At 50.6% G+C, this 20,430-nt stretch carries 12 protein-coding genes and 1 riboswitch; of the genes, 7 read left to right on the forward strand and 5 right to left on the reverse strand.

Features of this window, described 5'->3' with window-relative positions; genetic code table 11:
* Nucleotides 1-112: 112 nt before the first annotated feature.
* From aceB to aceK, 3 genes are all read left to right on the forward strand, one after another.
* Nucleotides 113-1,714, forward strand: a complete 1,602-nt coding sequence (gene aceB / locus QUE34_RS24460) for a malate synthase A (RefSeq protein ID WP_032185663.1) — start codon at nucleotides 113-115, stop codon at nucleotides 1,712-1,714.
* A 29-nt stretch (nucleotides 1,715-1,743) separates the two neighbouring features.
* Complete coding sequence (gene aceA, locus QUE34_RS24465; protein ID WP_000857856.1) at nucleotides 1,744-3,048, forward strand: isocitrate lyase; 1,305 nt, start codon at nucleotides 1,744-1,746, stop codon at nucleotides 3,046-3,048.
* Nucleotides 3,049-3,361: 313 nt separating this feature from the next.
* Nucleotides 3,362-5,098, forward strand: a complete 1,737-nt coding sequence (gene aceK / locus QUE34_RS24470) for a bifunctional isocitrate dehydrogenase kinase/phosphatase (protein WP_032304276.1) — start codon at nucleotides 3,362-3,364, stop codon at nucleotides 5,096-5,098.
* Here the strand turns inward: aceK and QUE34_RS24475 are convergent.
* Both QUE34_RS24475 and iclR read right to left on the reverse strand, forming a co-directional pair.
* The gene (locus tag QUE34_RS24475; RefSeq protein ID WP_032304278.1) at nucleotides 5,067-7,253 is read right to left on the reverse strand and encodes a ShET2/EspL2 family type III secretion system effector toxin; all 2,187 of its coding nucleotides are present in this window, start codon (nucleotides 7,251-7,253) and stop codon (nucleotides 5,067-5,069) included. The genes aceK and QUE34_RS24475 overlap by 32 nt on opposite strands.
* 315 nt (nucleotides 7,254-7,568) lie before the next feature.
* The gene (iclR, locus tag QUE34_RS24480; RefSeq protein ID WP_032304279.1) at nucleotides 7,569-8,393 is read right to left on the reverse strand and encodes a glyoxylate bypass operon transcriptional repressor IclR; all 825 of its coding nucleotides are present in this window, start codon (nucleotides 8,391-8,393) and stop codon (nucleotides 7,569-7,571) included.
* A 199-nt stretch (nucleotides 8,394-8,592) separates the two neighbouring features.
* Between iclR and metH the strand changes: the two genes are divergently transcribed.
* Together metH and QUE34_RS24490 are read left to right on the forward strand one after the other, a co-directional pair.
* Nucleotides 8,593-12,276: a methionine synthase gene (gene metH, locus QUE34_RS24485; RefSeq protein ID WP_032304280.1), complete on the forward strand. Its 3,684-nt coding sequence runs from the start codon at nucleotides 8,593-8,595 to the stop codon at nucleotides 12,274-12,276.
* Nucleotides 12,277-12,495: 219 nt separating this feature from the next.
* Nucleotides 12,496-14,127, forward strand: coding sequence for a Na/Pi cotransporter family protein (locus tag QUE34_RS24490; RefSeq protein ID WP_032304282.1), 1,632 nt, complete (start codon nucleotides 12,496-12,498; stop codon nucleotides 14,125-14,127).
* 89 nt (nucleotides 14,128-14,216) lie between these two features.
* Here QUE34_RS24490 and pepE read toward each other — a convergent pair whose 3' ends face one another.
* Nucleotides 14,217-14,906 carry a dipeptidase PepE gene (gene pepE / locus QUE34_RS24495; protein WP_000421763.1) on the reverse strand — a complete coding sequence of 230 codons (690 nt, stop codon included), beginning with the start codon at nucleotides 14,904-14,906 and terminating at the stop codon, nucleotides 14,217-14,219.
* Between the two features lie 211 nt (nucleotides 14,907-15,117).
* Here pepE and rluF point away from each other — a divergent pair, with 211 nt between their 5' ends.
* Entirely contained in the window at nucleotides 15,118-15,990 is an 873-nt protein-coding gene (gene rluF, locus QUE34_RS24500; protein ID WP_032185666.1) for a 23S rRNA pseudouridine(2604) synthase RluF, read from the forward strand.
* Here rluF and QUE34_RS24505 read toward each other — a convergent pair whose 3' ends face one another.
* A complete protein-coding gene (locus tag QUE34_RS24505; protein ID WP_001207638.1) occupies nucleotides 15,991-16,263 on the reverse strand; it encodes a YjbD family protein in 273 nt (90 codons plus the stop codon).
* A gap of 251 nt (nucleotides 16,264-16,514) precedes the next feature.
* Nucleotides 16,515-17,864 carry a lysine-sensitive aspartokinase 3 gene (lysC, locus tag QUE34_RS24510; protein WP_001290305.1) on the reverse strand — a complete coding sequence of 450 codons (1,350 nt, stop codon included), beginning with the start codon at nucleotides 17,862-17,864 and terminating at the stop codon, nucleotides 16,515-16,517.
* Between the two features lie 91 nt (nucleotides 17,865-17,955).
* Nucleotides 17,956-18,152: riboswitch (Lysine riboswitch) on the reverse strand.
* Between the two features lie 236 nt (nucleotides 18,153-18,388).
* Between lysC and pgi the strand changes: the two genes are divergently transcribed.
* Nucleotides 18,389-20,038, forward strand: a complete 1,650-nt coding sequence (pgi, locus tag QUE34_RS24515) for a glucose-6-phosphate isomerase (RefSeq protein ID WP_000790001.1) — start codon at nucleotides 18,389-18,391, stop codon at nucleotides 20,036-20,038.
* Nucleotides 20,039-20,430 lie beyond the last annotated feature (392 nt).

Here is a 20,430-nt window from a genome sequence, read left to right on the forward strand (position 1 = left end):
TTTTTGATTTTGCATTTTAAATGAGTAGTCTTAGTTGTGCTGAACGAAAAGCGCACAACGATCCTTCGTTCACAGTGGGGAAGTTTTCGGATCCATGACGAGGAGCAGCACGATGACTGAACAGGCAACAACAACCGATGAACTGGTTTTCACAAGGCCGTATGGCGAGCAGGAGAAGCAAATTCTTACTGCCGAAGCGGTAGAGTTTCTGACTGAGCTGGTGACGCATTTTACGCCACAACGCAATAAACTTCTGGCAGCGCGCATTCAGCAGCAGCAGGATATCGATAACGGAACGTTGCCTGATTTTATTTCGGAAACAGCTTCCATTCGTGATGCTGACTGGAAAATTCGTGGTATTCCTGCGGACTTAGAAGATCGTCGGGTAGAGATTACCGGACCCGTAGAGCGCAAGATGGTGATCAACGCGCTCAACGCCAATGTGAAAGTCTTTATGGCCGATTTTGAGGATTCACTGGCCCCGGACTGGAACAAAGTGATCGATGGACAAATTAACCTGCGCGATGCAGTTAATGGCACCATCAGTTACACCAATGAAGCAGGCAAAATTTATCAGCTCAAGCCCAATCCAGCGGTTTTGATTTGTCGGGTACGCGGTCTGCACTTGCCGGAAAAACATGTCACCTGGCGTGGTGAGGCAATCCCTGGCAGCCTGTTTGATTTTGCGCTCTACTTCTTTCACAACTATCAGGCACTGTTGGCAAAGGGCAGCGGTCCCTATTTCTATCTGCCGAAAACCCAGTCCTGGCAGGAAGCGGCCTGGTGGAGCGAAGTCTTCAGCTATGCAGAAGATCGCTTTAATCTGCCGCGCGGCACCATCAAGGCGACGTTGCTGATTGAAACGCTGCCTGCTGTGTTCCAGATGGACGAAATCCTTCACGCGTTGCGTGACCATATTGTTGGTCTGAACTGCGGTCGCTGGGATTACATCTTCAGCTATATCAAAACGTTGAAAAACTATCCCGATCGCGTCCTGCCAGACAGACAGGCAGTGACGATGGATAAACCATTCCTGAATGCTTACTCACGCCTGTTGATAAAAACCTGCCATAAACGCGGAGCTTTTGCGATGGGCGGCATGGCGGCGTTTATTCCGAGCAAAGATGAAGAGCGCAATAACCAGGTGCTGAACAAAGTAAAAGCGGATAAAGCGCTGGAAGCCAATAACGGTCACGATGGCACATGGATTGCCCACCCAGGCCTTGCGGATACGGCAATGGCGGTATTCAACGACATTCTCGGCTCCCGTAAAAATCAGCTTGAAGTGATGCGCGAACAAGACGCGCCGATTACTGCCGATCAGCTGCTGGCACCTTGTGATGGTGAACGCACCGAAGAAGGTATGCGCGCCAACATTCGCGTGGCTGTGCAGTACATCGAAGCGTGGATCTCTGGCAACGGCTGTGTGCCGATTTATGGCCTGATGGAAGATGCGGCGACGGCTGAAATTTCCCGTACCTCCATCTGGCAGTGGATCCATCACCAAAAAACGTTGAGTAATGGCAAACCGGTGACCAAAGCCTTGTTCCGCCAGATGCTGGGCGAAGAGATGAAAGTCATTGCCAGCGAACTGGGCGAAGAACGTTTCTCCCAGGGGCGTTTTGACGATGCCGCACGCTTGATGGAACAGATCACCACTTCCGATGAGTTAATTGATTTCCTGACCCTGCCAGGCTACCGCCTGTTAGCGTAAACCACCACATAACTATGGAGCATCTGCACATGAAAACCCGTACACAACAAATTGAAGAATTACAGAAAGAGTGGACTCAACCGCGTTGGGAAGGCATTACTCGCCCGTACAGTGCGGAAGATGTGGTGAAATTACGCGGTTCAGTCAATCCTGAATGCACGCTGGCACAACTGGGTGCGGCGAAAATGTGGCGTCTGCTGCATGGCGAGTCGAAAAAAGGCTACATCAACAGCCTCGGTGCACTGACTGGCGGTCAGGCGCTGCAACAGGCGAAAGCGGGTATTGAAGCAGTCTATCTGTCGGGATGGCAGGTAGCGGCGGACGCTAACCTGGCGGCCAGCATGTATCCGGATCAGTCGCTCTATCCGGCAAACTCGGTGCCAGCTGTGGTGGAGCGGATCAACAATACTTTCCGCCGTGCGGATCAGATCCAATGGTCCGCGGGCATTGAGCCGGGCGATCCGCGCTATGTCGATTACTTCCTGCCGATCGTTGCCGATGCGGAAGCCGGTTTTGGCGGTGTCCTGAATGCCTTTGAACTGATGAAAGCGATGATTGAAGCCGGTGCAGCGGCAGTTCACTTCGAAGATCAGCTGGCATCAGTGAAGAAATGCGGTCACATGGGCGGCAAAGTTTTAGTGCCAACTCAGGAAGCTATTCAGAAACTGGTCGCGGCGCGTCTGGCAGCTGACGTGACGGGCGTTCCAACCCTGCTGGTTGCTCGTACCGATGCCGATGCGGCGGATCTGATTACCTCCGATTGCGACCCATATGACAGCGAATTTATTACCGGCGAGCGTACCAGCGAAGGCTTCTTCCGTACTCATGCAGGTATTGAACAAGCGATCAGCCGTGGCCTGGCGTATGCGCCATATGCTGACCTGGTATGGTGTGAAACCTCCACGCCAGACCTGGAACTGGCGCGTCGCTTTGCACAAGCCATCCACGCGAAATATCCGGGCAAACTGCTGGCTTATAACTGCTCGCCGTCGTTCAACTGGCAGAAAAACCTCGACGACAAAACTATTGCCAGCTTCCAGCAGCAGCTGTCGGATATGGGCTACAAGTTCCAGTTCATCACCCTGGCAGGCATCCACAGCATGTGGTTCAACATGTTTGACCTGGCAAACGCCTATGCCCAGGGCGAGGGTATGAAGCACTATGTTGAGAAAGTGCAGCAGCCGGAATTTGCCGCCGCGAAAGATGGCTATACCTTCGTATCTCACCAGCAGGAAGTGGGGACGGGTTACTTCGATAAAGTGACGACCATTATTCAGGGCGGCACGTCGTCGGTTACCGCGCTGACCGGCTCCACCGAAGAATCGCAGTTCTAAGCAACAACAACCGTTGCTGACTGTAGGTCGGATAAGGCGTTCACGCCGCATCCGACAATGAGCGCCTGATGCGACGCTTGCGCGTCTTATCAGGCCTACAGTCGTTGCCGAACGTAGGCCGGATAACGCGTTCACGCCGCATCCGGCAATCGGTGCACGATGCCTGATGCGACGCTTGCGCGTCTTATTAGGCCTACAACCGTTGCTGACCGTAGGCTGGATAAGGCGTTCACGCCGCATCCGGCAATCAACGCCTGATGCGACGATTTGCGCGTCTTATCCGGCAATTCACTGCTCCTGATGAGGGCAACAAATGCCGCGTGGCCTGGAATTACTGATTGCACAAACCATTCTGCAAGGCTTCGACGCTCAGTATGGTCGATTCCTCGAAGTGACTTCCGGGGCGCAGCAGCGTTTCGAACAAGCCGACTGGCACGCTGTCCAGCAGGCGATGAAAAACCGTATCCATCTTTACGATCATCACGTGGGTCTGGTGGTGGAGCAACTGCGCTGCATTACCAACGGCCAAAGCACGGACGCGGCATTTTTACTGCGCGTTAAAGAGCATTACACCCGGCTGTTGCCGGACTACCCGCGTTTCGAGATTGCGGAGAGCTTTTTTAACTCCGTGTACTGTCGGTTATTTGACCACCGTTCGCTTACTCCCGAGCGGCTTTTTATCTTTAGCTCCCAGCCAGAGCGCCGTTTTCGTACCATTCCCCGCCCGCTGGCGAAAGACTTTCACCCCGATCACGGCTGGGAATCTCTGCTAATGCGCGTTATCAGCGACCTGCCGCTGCGTCTGCGTTGGCAGAATAAAAGCCGTGACATTCATTACATCATTCGCCATCTGACGGAAACGCTGGGGACAGGCAACCTCGCGGAAAGTCATTTACAGGTGGCGAACGAACTGTTTTATCGCAATAAAGCCGCCTGGCTAGTGGGCAAACTGATCACGTCTTCCGGCACATTGCCCTTTTTGCTGCCGATCCACCAAACGGACGACGGCGAGTTATTTATTGATACCTGCCTGACGACTACCGCCGAAGCGAGCATCGTCTTTGGCTTTGCGCGTTCTTATTTTATGGTTTATGCACCGCTGCCCGCAGCACTGGTCGAGTGGCTACGGGAAATTCTGCCAGGTAAAACGACCGCAGAATTGTATATGGCTATCGGCTGCCAGAAGCACGCTAAAACCGAGAGCTACCGCGAATATCTCGTTTATCTACAGGGCTGTAATGAGCAGTTTATTGAAGCGCCGGGTATTCGTGGGATGGTGATGCTGGTGTTCACGCTGCCAGGTTTTGACCGGGTATTTAAAGTCATCAAAGACAAATTCGCGCCGCAGAAAGAGATGTCTGCCGCGCACGTTCGCGCCTGCTATCAACTGGTGAAAGAGCACGATCGCGTAGGTCGAATGGCGGACACCCAGGAGTTTGAAAACTTTGTGCTGGAGAAGCGGCATATTTCCCCGGCATTAATGGCATTACTGCTCCAGGAAGCAGCGGAAAAAATCACCGATCTCGGCGAACAAATTGTGATTCGCCATCTTTATATTGAGCGGCGGATGGTGCCGCTCAATATCTGGCTGGAACAAGTGGAAGGTCAGCAGTTGCGCGACGCCATTGAAGAATACGGCAACGCCATTCGCCAGCTTGCTGCCGCCAACATCTTCCCCGGCGACATGCTGTTTAAAAACTTCGGTGTCACCCGTCACGGGCGCGTGGTGTTTTATGATTACGATGAAATTTGCTACATGACGGAAGTAAACTTCCGCGACATCCCACCGTCGCGCTACCCGGAGGACGAACTTGCCAGCGAACCGTGGTACAGCGTCTCGCCGGGCGATGTTTTCCCGGAAGAATTCCGCCACTGGCTTTGCGCCGATCCGCGCATTGGTCCGCTGTTTGAAGAGATGCACGCCGACCTGTTCCGCGCCGATTACTGGCGCGCACTACAAAACCGCATTCGTGAAGGACATGTGGAAGATGTTTATGCGTATCGGCGCAGGCAAAGATTTAGCGTACGATATGGGGAGATGCTTTTTTGAGTAAAGCTTCCATCTTATTTTTCTCCGCGATGTATCGAGGGTTATCCGTAAAGCCATAGCTTTCAGCCATCTTATTTAACGTATTAAGGATTAATTCAGCAATAACCCGGTGACCCAATTCAAAAGCCAACTCAAAGGCAGAGTATTTTTGTGGCGCTTTATGTTGCCAAAAATCCATAATATCTTCAGCGGTAAATCCAAAAAGGCGTGCATGGTCAGATAAAGCAAGATAAACCGTCTCTACAACGTTTTGTTGTTTATGCTGTATCGCTGAAAACAAACCGGGATATTCATTAGAATTATTTGCCAGGAGGAGGGTCTTCATATTTTTTTTATCGAATTTAAACGTATTAAACAGAGTGGGTAATGCGTTAAAAATAGTCTTAATAACGTTCATATGTCCGCGCTGCATGGCTATAAACAAACCCGTGTCGCGCGCAAGACTTTTGGCGGTCAGAAGATCTACAATATCAGAAGCGGAAATGTTAATTTCCTGGGCCAGACAGGGCAATGCTTCGAGTATAACTCTCACGATATCGCTATGCCCATTTTGCATCGCCAGGTATAGCCCCGGGTAACCATAAAAATCCTTTGCCTTCAGGAGATCGAGTACCTGCTCTTTAGTCAAATGACATGTGCGAATTAACAAAGGTAATGCATCCAAAAAAACTTTCAGCATGTCGGCATCACCATTCGCCATAATATAGTATAAAACATGGCTGGACGATCTACTTTTGGCACTCAGGATTTTATACACCTGTTTGTTATCTAAATGATGTGTAGCAGCAAGTTTAGGTAAGGCGTTCAGAATCGAGGTTACGACATTTTTATCCTTACGTGATATCGCTAAAAATAATCCAGAACAACCATTTTTATCTTTTGCCTCCACAATATTAATGAGGTTTTTTTTCGAGAGTAATTCTTCATATCCAGGAGCTGACAGTGAATTGAAAATAGTCTCAACGATATCCGCATTACCATAATTTATAGCCAAATATAAACCTGGTAGGTTAATACTATTATAGGCAGTCAACATTTCTGTTCTATGTAGTTCTGGCATTTTCTGGAGCTGAATCATCAGCTGCGTAAGTTTGTGATTCTGACCAATTGCCATGAGCAAATTCATCGTTGCAGGTGATAATGGAGGGGTTATTTCATCCACAGATCCTTTTAACATCAATAGCTGCTCTTTCGGAAGTGCTGGAATTATTGCAACAGATTGGTTAATAACATGATCATTTGACCATTTCAGGAGGCTATAATCTACATTCATAAAATCCATCAGAGAATAGTGTTTAATATCCTCTTTACTTTCGCTCATGATTCTTATTTTATCGTTAGTTACATTAGGATCATAAACCGAAACCACGTAATGGGTACATCCTTCAGTTGTATTTTTTATTCTTAGCCGGGCCGTCAAAGCATGGTTATCCACCAATAATATGGCCGCCATAACACTGATACCATTTGATTCCATCTTGTCAAAATATGCCTTCATAACTAGACCGAAATCACCGCAGGCAGCAACACAACGCCCCTCAGGACGGCTGGAAATTAACGCCAAAGTCTGGTTTTTGCATTTTTTGTTGAAGTGAGCGAGAAAATTTTCAGCTGAAGAATAATCATCTTGATGGGGTTTGTAATCAACATTCTGATAAATATCATTAATATATTGTGCAGCAATGTGTCGGCATACTATACGGTTTTGGGGGCGCCCCGGAAAATAACATTGACCATTAAGTTTAACTCTTGGAAATTCTTTTTCTTTTCTATCTGAGGTTAGGTTTAATTCTTGTTTATCAAGAGTGTCTAAGCGTTGAGGTAAAATTTCCATTAGGTATTCTTCAAATATTGGAGCAATGGTTTGAGTGAGTGTCGTGTTTTCATTTTTATTAATTATCGTAATTTCTTTTTTATCAGCCTGTAAGACAGACGTGGAAAATTTAATGACAAAATCCTTATTACTAAAGATATGACGGCCGTTTTGTCTACAGTTTTCTGAGAAGCTTTTTAATAGAGGTGTCCCCAGCTCCTTGCCAGAAAATTTATTCTCGAGTTCTTTATAAAACAATTCACTCAGGTTTTGGTGTTCATTTGTCTGGGCTGTATTATTAATATTTAAAGAGAAAGAATTGCGATGAATACGAGTAATCATTTAAATATCTCATTGTTTATTGATGTCTGGAGTTTTAACTATCAGAACAGTGAAAAATTTAATATGATTACAAGTAAAGAAATATCATAAATCGCTCAATCTCATAATGAAACCGCAAAAGTTTCGGCGCAATGAGTTCTTGCGATTTTGTTAATAATTAAGTGGTTTGATGTTTAAAAATAATGCTGAGTTAATAAAAGTGTGTGAAGTGTATGATATTAAGTTATTTTTGCGTCAATGCGATTAACAGATACCCTTATTCTATTGCTACTCAGGTATGACGGGCAGAATATTACCTCTACCCGCCAGAAAAAGTCAGCGCATTCCACCGTACGCCAGCGTCACTTCCTTCGCAGCTTTAATCACCATCGCACCAAACTCGGTTACGCGATCATCGGTAATACGTGAAATCGGCCCGGAAATCGAAATTGCCGCAAATGGTTCGCGGTGCTCATCGAAAATACACGCTGCGAGGCAACGTAGTCCCAGCGCATGTTCCTCATCGTCAAATGAATAACCCCGTTTTCGCGTTTGGGCGAGATCTTCTTTTAAATGTACAGGAGACACCAGTGTTGCGTGGGTATAGGCATGTAACCCTTTGCGGTGCAGCAGCTTCGTCACCTGTTCTTCGCTCAGTTGGGCTAAAAAGGCTTTACCCGCACCGGAAGCGTGCATCGGTAATTTACCGCCAATAGGGGCGGACATACGCATCAGGTGCGTACACTGTACCTGGTCGATAATAATCGCTTCGTGATCGCTTTGATCAAGCACCGCCATATTTACCGTTTCGCCAGACTCTTCCATTAGATTGCGCAGGATAGGGTGAACAATGGCTAACAAATTACGGCTCTGGAGAAAGCTGCTGCCGACCATAAAGGCATGTGCGCCGATTGCCCAGTGTCCCAGTTCGCCAACCTGACGCACAAAGCCCTGTTGTTGCATCGTGGTTAGCAAGCGATGGGTCGTGGAATTAGGCAATCCGGCTTGCTGTGCCAGTTCCGTGAGTGCCACACTGCCATTGGATTCGGCTATCCATTCCAGTAATTTCAGGCCACGCGTTAAAGACTGTACTTGCCCGGTAGCGGGGGCGGTGGCAGCGGCGGGTTTTCTGCCGCGTTTTGCGGGAACAGGTGCGACCATGACAGCCTCCTTTTTCTGTATCGTGGAAATCATTTTCATTTTTATTGTTAGCTAATGCAATAGTTGCTGAACTGATCCGATGAGTTAATGTTGAACAAATCTCATGTTGCGTGGTGGTCGCTTTTACCACAGATGCGTTTATGCCAGTATGGTTTGTTGAATTTTTATTAAATCTGGGTTGAGCGTGTCGGGAGCAAGTGTGAGCAGCAAAGTGGAACAACTGCGTGCGCAGTTAAATGTACGTATTCTGGTGCTGGATGGCGGTATGGGCACTATGATCCAGAGCTATCGACTGAACGAAGCCGATTTTCGTGGTGAACGCTTTGCCGACTGGCCATGCGATCTCAAAGGCAACAACGACCTGCTGGTACTCAGCAAACCGGAAGTGATCGCCGCTATCCACAACGCCTACTTTGAAGCGGGCGCGGATATCATCGAAACCAACACCTTCAACTCCACGACCATTGCGATGGCGGATTACCAGATGGAATCCCTGTCGGCGGAAATCAACTTTGCGGCGGCGAAGCTGGCGCGTGCCTGTGCTGACGAGTGGACCGCCCGTACGCCAGAGAAACCGCGCTACGTTGCCGGTGTTCTCGGCCCGACCAACCGCACGGCGTCTATTTCTCCGGACGTGAACGATCCAGCATTCCGCAACATCACTTTTGACCAGCTGGTGGCGGCTTATCGAGAATCCACTAAAGCGCTGGTGGAAGGCGGTGCGGATCTGATCCTGATTGAAACCGTTTTCGACACCCTTAACGCCAAAGCGGCGGTCTTTGCGGTGAAAACGGAGTTCGAAGCGCTGGGCGTTGAACTGCCGATAATGATCTCCGGCACCATCACTGACGCCTCCGGGCGCACGCTCTCCGGGCAGACCACCGAAGCATTTTACAACTCATTGCGCCACGCCGAAGCGCTGACTTTCGGCCTGAACTGTGCGCTGGGGCCCGATGAACTGCGCCAGTACGTGCAGGAGCTGTCACGGATTGCGGAATGCTACGTCACCGCGCACCCGAACGCTGGGCTGCCCAACGCCTTTGGTGAATACGATCTCGACGCCGACACGATGGCAAAACAAATACGTGAATGGGCACAAGCGGGCTTTCTCAATATCGTCGGCGGCTGCTGTGGCACCACGCCACAACATATTGCAGCGATGAGTCGTGCTGTAGAAGGATTAGCGCCGCGCAAACTACCGGAAATTCCCGTAGCCTGCCGTTTGTCTGGCCTGGAGCCGCTGAACATTGGCGACGATAGCCTGTTTGTGAACGTGGGTGAACGCACCAACGTCACCGGTTCCGCTAAGTTCAAGCGCCTGATCAAAGAAGAGAAATACAGCGAGGCGCTGGATGTGGCGCGTCAGCAGGTGGAAAACGGTGCGCAGATTATCGATATCAACATGGATGAAGGGATGCTCGACGCCGAAGCGGCGATGGTGCGTTTTCTCAATCTGATTGCCGGTGAACCGGATATCGCTCGCGTGCCGATTATGATCGACTCCTCAAAATGGGAGGTCATTGAAAAAGGTCTGAAGTGTATCCAGGGCAAAGGCATTGTTAACTCTATCTCGATGAAAGAGGGCGTCGATGCCTTTATTCATCACGCGAAACTGTTGCGTCGCTACGGTGCGGCAGTCGTGGTTATGGCCTTTGACGAACAGGGCCAGGCCGATACCCGCGCACGGAAAATCGAGATTTGCCGTCGGGCGTACAAAATCCTCACCGAAGAGGTTGGCTTCCCGCCAGAAGATATCATCTTTGACCCGAACATCTTCGCGGTCGCAACTGGCATTGAAGAGCACAACAACTACGCGCAGGACTTTATCGGCGCGTGTGAAGACATCAAACGTGAACTGCCGCACGCGCTGATTTCCGGCGGCGTTTCTAACGTTTCGTTCTCATTCCGTGGCAACGATCCGGTGCGCGAAGCCATTCACGCGGTGTTCCTCTACTACGCTATTCGCAATGGCATGGATATGGGGATCGTCAACGCCGGACAACTGGCGATTTACGACGACCTACCCGCTGAACTGCGCGACGCGGTGGAAGATGTGATTCTTAATCGTCGCGACGATGGCACCGAGCGTTTACTGGAGCTTGCCGAGAAATATCGCGGCAGCAAAACCGACGACACCGCCAACGCCCAGCAGGCGGAGTGGCGCTCGTGGGAAGTGAATAAACGCCTGGAGTACTCGCTGGTCAAAGGTATTACCGAATTTATTGAACAGGACACCGAAGAAGCCCGTCAGCAGGCTACGCGCCCGATTGAAGTGATTGAAGGCCCGTTGATGGACGGCATGAACGTGGTCGGCGATCTGTTTGGCGAAGGGAAAATGTTCCTGCCGCAGGTGGTCAAATCGGCGCGTGTGATGAAGCAGGCGGTGGCTTACCTCGAACCATTCATAGAAGCCAGCAAAGAGCAGGGCAAAACCAACGGCAAGATGGTGATCGCTACAGTGAAGGGTGACGTCCACGACATCGGTAAAAACATCGTTGGCGTGGTGCTGCAATGTAACAACTACGAAATTGTTGATCTCGGCGTGATGGTGCCTGCGGAAAAAATTCTCCGTACCGCCAAAGAAGTGAATGCTGATTTGATTGGCCTTTCAGGATTGATCACGCCGTCGCTGGATGAAATGGTCAACGTGGCGAAAGAGATGGAGCGTCAGGGCTTCACCATTCCGCTATTGATTGGCGGCGCGACCACCTCAAAAGCGCACACGGCGGTGAAAATCGAGCAGAACTACAGCGGCCCGACGGTGTATGTGCAGAACGCTTCACGCACCGTTGGTGTGGTGGCGGCGCTGCTTTCCGACACTCAGCGCGATGATTTCGTTGCTCGTACCCGCAAGGAGTACGAAACCGTGCGTATTCAACACGGGCGCAAGAAACCGCGCACTCCACCGGTCACGCTGGAAGCGGCGCGCGATAACGATTTCGCTTTTGACTGGCAGGCTTACACGCCGCCGGTGGCGCACCGTCTCGGCGTGCAGGAAGTCGAAGCCAGCATCGAAACGCTGCGTAATTACATCGACTGGACACCGTTCTTTATGACCTGGTCGCTGGCCGGGAAGTATCCGCGCATTCTGGAAGATGAAGTGGTGGGTGAAGAGGCGAAGCGCCTGTTTAAAGACGCCAACGACATGCTGGATAAATTAAGCGCCGAGAAAACGCTGAATCCGCGTGGCGTGGTGGGGCTGTTCCCGGCAAACCGTGTGGGCGATGACATTGAAATCTACCGTGACGAAACGCGTACCCATGTGATCAACGTCAGCCACCATCTGCGTCAACAGACCGAAAAAACGGGCTTCGCTAACTACTGTCTCGCTGACTTCGTTGCGCCGAAGCTTTCTGGTAAAGCAGATTACATCGGCGCATTTGCCGTGACTGGCGGACTGGAAGAGGACGCACTGGCTGATGCCTTTGAAGCACAGCACGATGATTACAACAAAATCATGGTGAAAGCGCTTGCCGACCGTTTAGCCGAAGCGTTTGCGGAGTATCTCCATGAGCGTGTGCGTAAAGTCTACTGGGGCTATGCGCCGAACGAGAACCTCAGCAACGAAGAGCTGATCCGCGAAAACTATCAGGGAATCCGCCCGGCACCTGGCTATCCGGCCTGCCCGGAACATACGGAAAAAGCCACCATCTGGGAGCTGCTGGAAGTGGAAAAACACACTGGCATGAAACTCACAGAATCTTTCGCCATGTGGCCCGGCGCATCGGTTTCGGGTTGGTACTTCAGCCACCCGGACAGCAAGTATTACGCGGTAGCGCAAATTCAGCGCGACCAGGTCGAAGACTATGCCCGCCGTAAAGGTATGAGCGTCTCAGATGTTGAACGCTGGCTGGCACCGAATCTGGGGTATGACGCGGACTGATTCACAAATCTGTCACTTTTCCTTACAACAAACAGGGCGCTCAATGAGTGCCCTGTCTCTTTATTAATATGAAACACTTATACTGGAATCAGGCTGGAATAATCTTAGCCGGAAAAACGAAGGTCAAAAGGCACAGTAAAGATGCCAGTCAGCGTGTTTCCGGTCCTTTGGTCATTCAATTGCTTCAGGAACATATAACGATAAGGAGAACCTGAACTCGTGTTAACGCTGCTTCACCTGCTTTCTGCCGTCGCCCTGTTGGTCTGGGGGACACATATTGTTCGAACAGGCGTAATGCGCGTCTTCGGCGCACGTCTGCGCACTGTTCTGAGCCGGAGCGTCGAAAAAAAGCCGCTCGCCTTTTGTGCGGGGATCGGCGTTACCGCACTGGTGCAGAGCAGTAATGCTACCACCATGCTGGTGACTTCGTTCGTCGCTCAGGATCTGGTTGCCCTCGCACCGGCTTTGGTCATTGTGCTGGGTGCAGATGTCGGGACCGCGCTAATGGCGCGTATTCTCACCTTCGATTTATCCTGGTTGTCACCACTACTTATTTTTATCGGCGTGATTTTTTTCCTCGGACGCAAACAATCACGCGCCGGGCAACTGGGCCGTGTCGGTATTGGTCTTGGGCTGATTTTACTGGCGCTGGAATTGATTGTGCAGGCCGTAACGCCGATCACCCAGGCAAACGGCGTTCAGGTGATCTTTGCCTCGCTAACCGGCGATATTCTGCTGGATGCGCTGATTGGCGCGATGTTCGCCATTATCAGCTACTCCAGCCTTGCTGCTGTACTGCTGACCGCGACTTTGACCGCCGCAGGCATTATCTCTTTCCCAGTGGCGCTTTGTCTGGTGATTGGTGCAAACCTCGGTTCCGGCCTGCTGGCGATGCTCAACAACAGTGCCGCCAATGCCGCAGCCCGCCGTGTCGCGCTGGGTAGCCTGCTGTTTAAGCTGGTGGGTAGCCTGATTATCCTGCCGTTTGTCCATTTGCTGGCAGAGACAATGGGGAAGTTGCCATTGTCAAAAGCGGAATTGGTGATCTATTTCCACGTCTTCTACAACCTTGTACGCTGCCTGGTCATGTTGCCATTCGTTGACCCGATGGCACGGTTTTGCAAAACGATTATTCGCGATGAACCGGAACTGGATACCCAGCTACGGCCTAAACATCTGGATGTCAGCGCGCTGGATACGCCCACGCTTGCTCTGGCGAACGCTGCCCGCGAAACCCTGCGCATTGGCGACGCCATGGAACAGATGATGGAAGGGTTGAATAAAGTGATGCACGGCGAGCCACGGCAGGAGAAAGAGCTGCGTAAGTTGGCAGATGATATCAACGTTCTCTACACCGCCATTAAGCTGTATCTGGCGCGAATGCCAAAAGAAGAGCTGGCGGAGGAAGAGTCGCGTCGCTGGGCGGAGATTATCGAAATGTCGCTTAACCTTGAACAGGCCTCCGATATCGTCGAGCGCATGGGGAGTGAAATTGCCGACAAATCGCTGGCAGCAAGGCGAGCATTTTCGCTTGATGGCTTGAAGGAATTGGATGCACTCTATGAGCAATTGCTCAGTAATTTAAAACTGGCAATGTCGGTTTTCTTCTCTGGCGATGTTGCCAGCGCCCGTCGTTTACGCCGCAGCAAGCATCGTTTTCGCATTCTTAATCGCCGTTATTCTCACGCCCACGTTGATCGCCTGCATCAGCAAAACGTGCAGAGCATTGAAACCAGTTCGCTACATTTAGGCTTACTGGGCGATATGCAGCGTTTGAACTCGCTGTTTTGTTCGGTGGCTTACAGTGTGCTGGAACAGCCGGATGAAGATGAAGTACGGGACGAGTATTAATACCGTGACCCTATAGGCCTGATAAGACGCGTAAAGCGTCGCATCAGGCACTATGTACAAGATGCCGGATCATGCATCCGGCAATTCACTTAAAAACGGTGACCCGCTTCCAGCGGCACCGCTTCTTCACCAGCCTTAAACACATAAGTGGTGTTCGGGCCACCCAGCGTAGCGTGACCTTTACTTACTGTGATCCAGTTACCTTCCGGCAGACCAATAATCGTCAGTTCTGGCGCGACGACCAGCAGTTCGCGAATACGCTGCTCACGGGTTTCACCTTTATGGCCTTCCGGCAGCGCGTTGGTGAAGTGCGGGTTGATTTGCAGCGGGAACAGATTTAGCGCATCGAAACCTTGCGGATCGACAATCGGCATATCGTTGGTGGTACGAATGGTTGGGCAAGCAAGGTTAGCGCCTGCGCTCCAGCCAATATACAGCGCGCCACGTTTCACCACGTCAGTAATTGGTGCCAGCAGCCCGCGCTCGCGGCACTGTTTCAGCAACTGGAAAGTATTACCGCCGCCGACAATCACAATTTCCGCATTTTCAATCGCGGCAACGGGATCGACAACGCTATGAATACCGGTGACAGAAACACCCAGCGGAGCGAGAACCGCAGCCGTTTTCGCTGTGTAATCATCCCAGGTCTGCGTTACGCCCGCGAAAGGAATAAATACCGCAGAACGGCGACCCTGCAACTGTTCAGCAATCAGCGGCAGCGCGTGTTCCAGCCAGGCTTTACCCGGCAGCGTCGAGTTACTCAATAAAAGCAGTTCCATTACTTCTCCGGTTAGTAAGAAATCACGGGAGGCATGCTATCACTGTGATTTTAATCGCTTACTGACATGGCTCACGATGTCGCACATTGCTTCTGGAAAGTGATTTGAGCAGGTAACGAATTCAAGCCAATGGAAATAACAAATAGTTCGCTCATGACTATTTTTTATCAACCCAAAGGTACGGTATATTCCGTTTTTTACAGGAGAATTTATGCTGCCCGACTCATCAGTCCGTTTAAATAAATACATCAGCGAAAGCGGAATTTGCTCACGCCGCGAAGCGGATCGCTATATCGAGCAAGGCAATGTGTTCCTTAACGGCAAGCGAGCCACCATTGGCGATCAGGTGAAACCCGGCGACGTTGTGAAAGTAAATGGTCAGTTGATTGAGCCTCGGGAAGCCGAAGATTTGGTACTTATCGCCCTGAACAAGCCCGTCGGTATTGTCAGCACCACCGAAGATGGCGAGCGCGATAACATTGTCGATTTTGTTAACCACAGCAAACGCGTGTTCCCGATTGGCCGCCTGGATAAAGATTCCCAGGGGCTGATTTTCCTCACCAATCACGGCGATCTGGTGAATAAAATCCTCCGTGCGGGTAACGATCATGAGAAAGAGTATCTGGTTACGGTCGATAAACCGATTACCGATGAATTTATTCGTGGTATGGGGGCGGGGGTGCCGATCCTCGGGACGGTGACGAAAAAGTGCAAAGTCAAAAAAGAAGCGCCGTTTGTTTTTCGCATTACCCTGGTGCAGGGACTGAACCGTCAGATCCGTCGCATGTGCGAGCACTTTGGTTACGAAGTGAAAAAGCTGGAGCGTACGCGCATTATGAACGTCAGTTTAAGCGGCATTCCGCTGGGTGAGTGGCGCGATTTAACCGACGATGAGCTAATAGATCTCTTTAAATTAATTGAGAATTCCACTTCTGAGGTAAAACCCAAAGCGAAGGCCAAACCGAAAACGGCGGGCATTAAACGCCCGGTGGTGAAGATGGAAAAAACATCAGAAAAAGGCGGTCGCCCGACGTCCAACGGTAAACGTTTCACCTCGCCGGGGCGCAAAAAGAAGGGGCGCTAATCAGCGCCTGCCGCGCGTTGACGTATTTGCCGACCAGCTAAACGATGCTTCGGGATCGGGTTTATAAGCCTGCTTTTTCTTCAACTGGCGGGCTTTTTTTGCTTCAGCCTCACGCTCAACCATTAATTTATCGATGTACTCTTTCTTAATGCTGTTAGTTTCCGAGTTGGTCAGCACGCGACCATGCGCAATACGCGCCCGATCCAGCAGTGTTTTAAGTTCACGCTGCTCGCGTTCAGTCATCTCTTTTTGGGTAATACGGGGGAGTGCCATGATGGTGCCCTCAGTGAGCCGGAGAGTTCAGTGTACGGGAATTCCTTTGCGAGCAGAACTGATAATATTCATTTTGCCTTCTCTTAACTATTTATCTCTTTCGATAATTAGTTAGAGATGCAGATAAAAAATTAAAGGTAATTATTCTTAGATAAAGATGCTGGTTAACAGGGAATAGACTCGTTTATTGATGGGCATAATGACAAGAAAAACATACGGCCCGAAATAATGTCTTTCGGGCCATACTGTGTTTACTCAAACAAATTAAAATGCAGCTTCTGCACCACCTGCTCGGCATCTTCGCCGGGCACCAGGAAGCACAGGTTATGGCTGGATGCGCCGTAGCAAATCATGCGGATGTTAAACGGTTCCAGTACGCCAAATACCTCTTTGCCAACGCCACAGGCTTTTGACAGGTCATTACCAATTAACGCGACCAGTGCCAGACCTTCTTCCACTTCTACCCGGCATAGTGCAGACAGCTCCATCAGCAGGGATTGCGTCAGCAACGTATCGCCAGTGGAGGTGGAACCGGTGGTATCAAGGGTTAATGCCACGCTCACTTCGGAGGTGGTGATGAGATCCACCGAAATATTATGCCGCGCGAGAATGCCGAAAACTTCCGCGAGGAAACCGCGAGAATGCAGCATATTCAGGCTGTGCAAAGTGAGCAGAGTCTGATTACGACGAAGCGCCAGGGCGCGGAACAGCGGCGGATTTTCAGTTTTATTGCACACCAGCGTACCACCTGCGCGTGGGTCTTTACTGGAGCCGACAAACACCGGAATATCGCTGCGTACTGCGGGTAGCAATGTTGCCGGATGCAGTACTTTTGCACCAAAAGTTGCCATCTCTGCCGCTTCGGCAAACGCGATTTCATCAATACGTTTTGCTGCGGTGACCACGCGTGGATCGGTGGTGTAGATGCCCGGGACGTCGGTCCAGATATCAACACGAGATGCGTGTAAAGCCTCCGCCAGCAAGGCTGCCGTATAATCGCTGCCTCCACGGCCAAGCGTCGTTGTACGACCTTTACTTTCGCTGCCGATAAATCCTTGGGTGATCACTAAGCCTTCATTGAGGCGCGGGAGCAGCTGCAGCGCGGTCAGTTCCGCCAGCGCGGCTACGTCTGGCTCTGCACGACCAAATCGGTCATTAGTACGCATCACTTTACGTACATCAAACCACTGTGCCTGAATATCGCGTTCGCGCAGGATCTCAACAAACAGCAGGGTCGACATCAGCTCGCCGTGGCTGACCAGTTCATCTGTCAGCGCCGGAGACGTTGCCAGCGCCGCCGCTTCTGCCAGAACAGTAATGTTCTCCAGCAGACGTTCAATCTCTTCACGGATAACGTTCGGGTAACGCAGACGTTCCAGAATGGCAAACTGGATATTGCGGATTGCGTCGAGTTTTTCGAATCGCTCGCCAGGTTCCAGTCCTTCAGCTAAAGCGACCAGCAGATTAGTGATACCAGCAGAAGCCGAGAGGACAACTAAACGTACGTTGGCATCAGAAAGCACAATATCAGCACTGCGGTTCATCGCGTCAAAATCAGCTACGCTGGTACCGCCAAATTTGGAGACAACAATTTCAGACATAACTACCTCGTGTCAGGGGATCCATTTTCAGCCTTGGCACAAGGGAAGAGCGGAAGACGGGTGGGCGCAGAGCGATACTTCGCTACTATTTTCACCCAGAAGTGCTCCACCACTTGCGAAACGCCCGACTGCGAACGCTTCTGGTGACAACCCAGGGGATTCAGCCCCTGTAGCCGATGATGAACGTGGCCAGCCGTTCAATCACCTCGGCGATGCACCCCCTCAGGTGTTATCACAGGACTGGCTCCTCCAACACCGTTACTTGGGCAACGCGCCTCTTCTGGCCTGCGCTAGCGCAGGTAGTACATTTATAAATAAAGGGTGAGCGGGGCGGTTGTCAACGATGGGGTCATGCGGATTTTTCATCCACTCCTGGCGGTCAGTAGTTCAGCTAATAAATGCTTCACTGCGCTAAGGGTTTACACTCAACATTACGCTAACGGCACTAAAACCATCACATTTTTCTGTGACTGGCGCTACAATCTTCCAAAGTCACAATTCTCAAAATCAGAAGAGTATTGCTAATGAAAAACATCAATCCAACGCAGACCGCTGCCTGGCAGGCACTACAGAAACACTTCGATGAAATGAAAGACGTTACGATCGCCGATCTTTTTGCTAAAGACGGCGATCGTTTTTCTAAGTTCTCCGCAACCTTCGACGATCAGATGCTGGTGGATTACTCCAAAAACCGCATCACTGAAGAGACGCTGGCGAAATTACAAGATCTGGCGAAAGAGTGCGATCTGGCGAGTGCGATTAAGTCGATGTTCTCTGGCGAGAAGATCAACCGCACCGAAAACCGCGCCGTACTGCACGTAGCGCTGCGTAACCGTAGCAATACCCCGATTCTGGTTGATGGCAAAGATGTCATGCCGGAAGTTAACGCCGTGCTGGAGAAGATGAAAACCTTCTCGGAAGCGATCATTTCCGGTGAGTGGAAAGGTTATACCGGCAAAGCCATCACTGACGTAGTGAACATCGGGATCGGCGGTTCTGACCTCGGCCCATACATGGTGACTGAAGCACTGCGTCCGTACAAAAATCACCTGAACATGCACTTTGTTTCTAACGTCGATGGAACTCACATCGCGGAAGTGCTGAAAAAAGTAAACCCGGAAACCACCCTGTTCCTGGTAGCGTCTAAAACCTTCACCACTCAGGAAACTATGACCAACGCCCATAGCGCGCGTGACTGGTTCCTGAAAGCGGCAGGTGATGAAAAACACGTTGCGAAACACTTTGCGGCGCTCTCAACCAATGCCAAAGCCGTTGGTGAGTTTGGTATTGATACCGCCAACATGTTCGAGTTCTGGGACTGGGTCGGCGGTCGTTACTCTTTATGGTCAGCGATTGGCCTGTCGATTGTTCTCTCCATCGGCTTTGATAACTTCGTTGAACTGCTTTCCGGCGCACACGCGATGGACAAGCATTTCTCCACCACACCTGCAGAGAAAAACCTGCCTGTACTGCTGGCGCTGATCGGCATCTGGTACAACAATTTCTTTGGCGCGGAAACTGAAGCGATTCTGCCGTACGACCAGTATATGCACCGTTTCGCAGCGTACTTCCAGCAGGGCAATATGGAGTCCAACGGTAAGTATGTTGACCGTAACGGTAACGTTGTGGATTACCAGACTGGCCCGATTATCTGGGGTGAACCTGGTACTAACGGTCAGCACGCGTTCTACCAGCTGATCCACCAGGGTACGAAGATGGTGCCGTGCGATTTCATCGCCCCGGCTATCACCCATAACCCGCTCTCTGATCATCACCAGAAACTGCTGTCTAACTTCTTCGCTCAGACCGAAGCGCTGGCGTTTGGTAAATCCCGCGAAGTGGTTGAGCAGGAATATCGCGATCAGGGTAAAGATCCGGCCACGCTTGACTACGTGGTACCGTTCAAAGTGTTCGAAGGTAACCGTCCGACCAACTCTATCCTGTTGCGCGAAATCACTCCGTTCAGCCTGGGGGCGTTGATTGCGCTGTATGAGCACAAAATCTTTACTCAGGGCGTGATCCTGAACATCTTCACCTTCGACCAGTGGGGCGTGGAGCTGGGTAAACAGCTGGCGAACCGTATTCTGCCAGAGCTGAAAGATGACAAAGAAATCAGCAGCCACGATAGCTCGACCAATGGTCTGATTAACCGCTATAAAGCGTGGCGCGGTTAATCATCGAGCGAACCTGATGCCGATGATATGTAGGCCGGATAAGGCGTTTACGCCGCATCCGGCAACTGGTGCCTGATACGACGCTTTACGCATCTTATCAGGCCTACAGGTCGATGCCGATATGTACATCGTATTCGGCAATTAATACATAGCAGGATTGATTAAATAACCTTAATAACAATGCCGACTATAAGTCGGCATTGTTTTATCAGATAAATCCCCTTGTCTGTGATTTAACAGAAATCATACCGTGAGGTTAATCCTAAAATAGATTTTTAATCGTGGTTATTTCGGAAAATACGTAGGTCAATCATTTTTGATTTTATTTTAACTTTTTGATTTTTAAACTTATTTATATATAAGTTGAAACTTATATTTGATATTCATTCCAA

Source organism: Escherichia sp. KS167_9B (assembly GCF_030295215.1).
Lineage (GTDB): Bacteria > Pseudomonadota > Gammaproteobacteria > Enterobacterales > Enterobacteriaceae > Escherichia > Escherichia coli_F.

Bases quoted from the DNA above. Each gene is read 5' to 3' on its own strand.
- rluF (WP_032185666.1), top strand. From the start codon at position 15,118: ATGCTGCCCGACTCATCAGTCCGTTTAAATAAATACATCAGCGAAAGC.
- iclR (WP_032304279.1), bottom strand. From the start codon at position 8,393: ATGGTCGCACCTGTTCCCGCAAAACGCGGCAGAAAACCCGCCGCTGCC.
- QUE34_RS24475 (WP_032304278.1), bottom strand. From the start codon at position 7,253: ATGATTACTCGTATTCATCGCAATTCTTTCTCTTTAAATATTAATAAT.
- aceK (WP_032304276.1), top strand. From the start codon at position 3,362: ATGCCGCGTGGCCTGGAATTACTGATTGCACAAACCATTCTGCAAGGC.
- pepE (WP_000421763.1), bottom strand. From the start codon at position 14,906: ATGGAACTGCTTTTATTGAGTAACTCGACGCTGCCGGGTAAAGCCTGG.
- aceA (WP_000857856.1), top strand. From the start codon at position 1,744: ATGAAAACCCGTACACAACAAATTGAAGAATTACAGAAAGAGTGGACT.
- QUE34_RS24505 (WP_001207638.1), bottom strand. From the start codon at position 16,263: ATGGCACTCCCCCGTATTACCCAAAAAGAGATGACTGAACGCGAGCAG.
- aceB (WP_032185663.1), top strand. From the start codon at position 113: ATGACTGAACAGGCAACAACAACCGATGAACTGGTTTTCACAAGGCCG.
- pgi (WP_000790001.1), top strand. From the start codon at position 18,389: ATGAAAAACATCAATCCAACGCAGACCGCTGCCTGGCAGGCACTACAG.
- lysC (WP_001290305.1), bottom strand. From the start codon at position 17,864: ATGTCTGAAATTGTTGTCTCCAAATTTGGCGGTACCAGCGTAGCTGAT.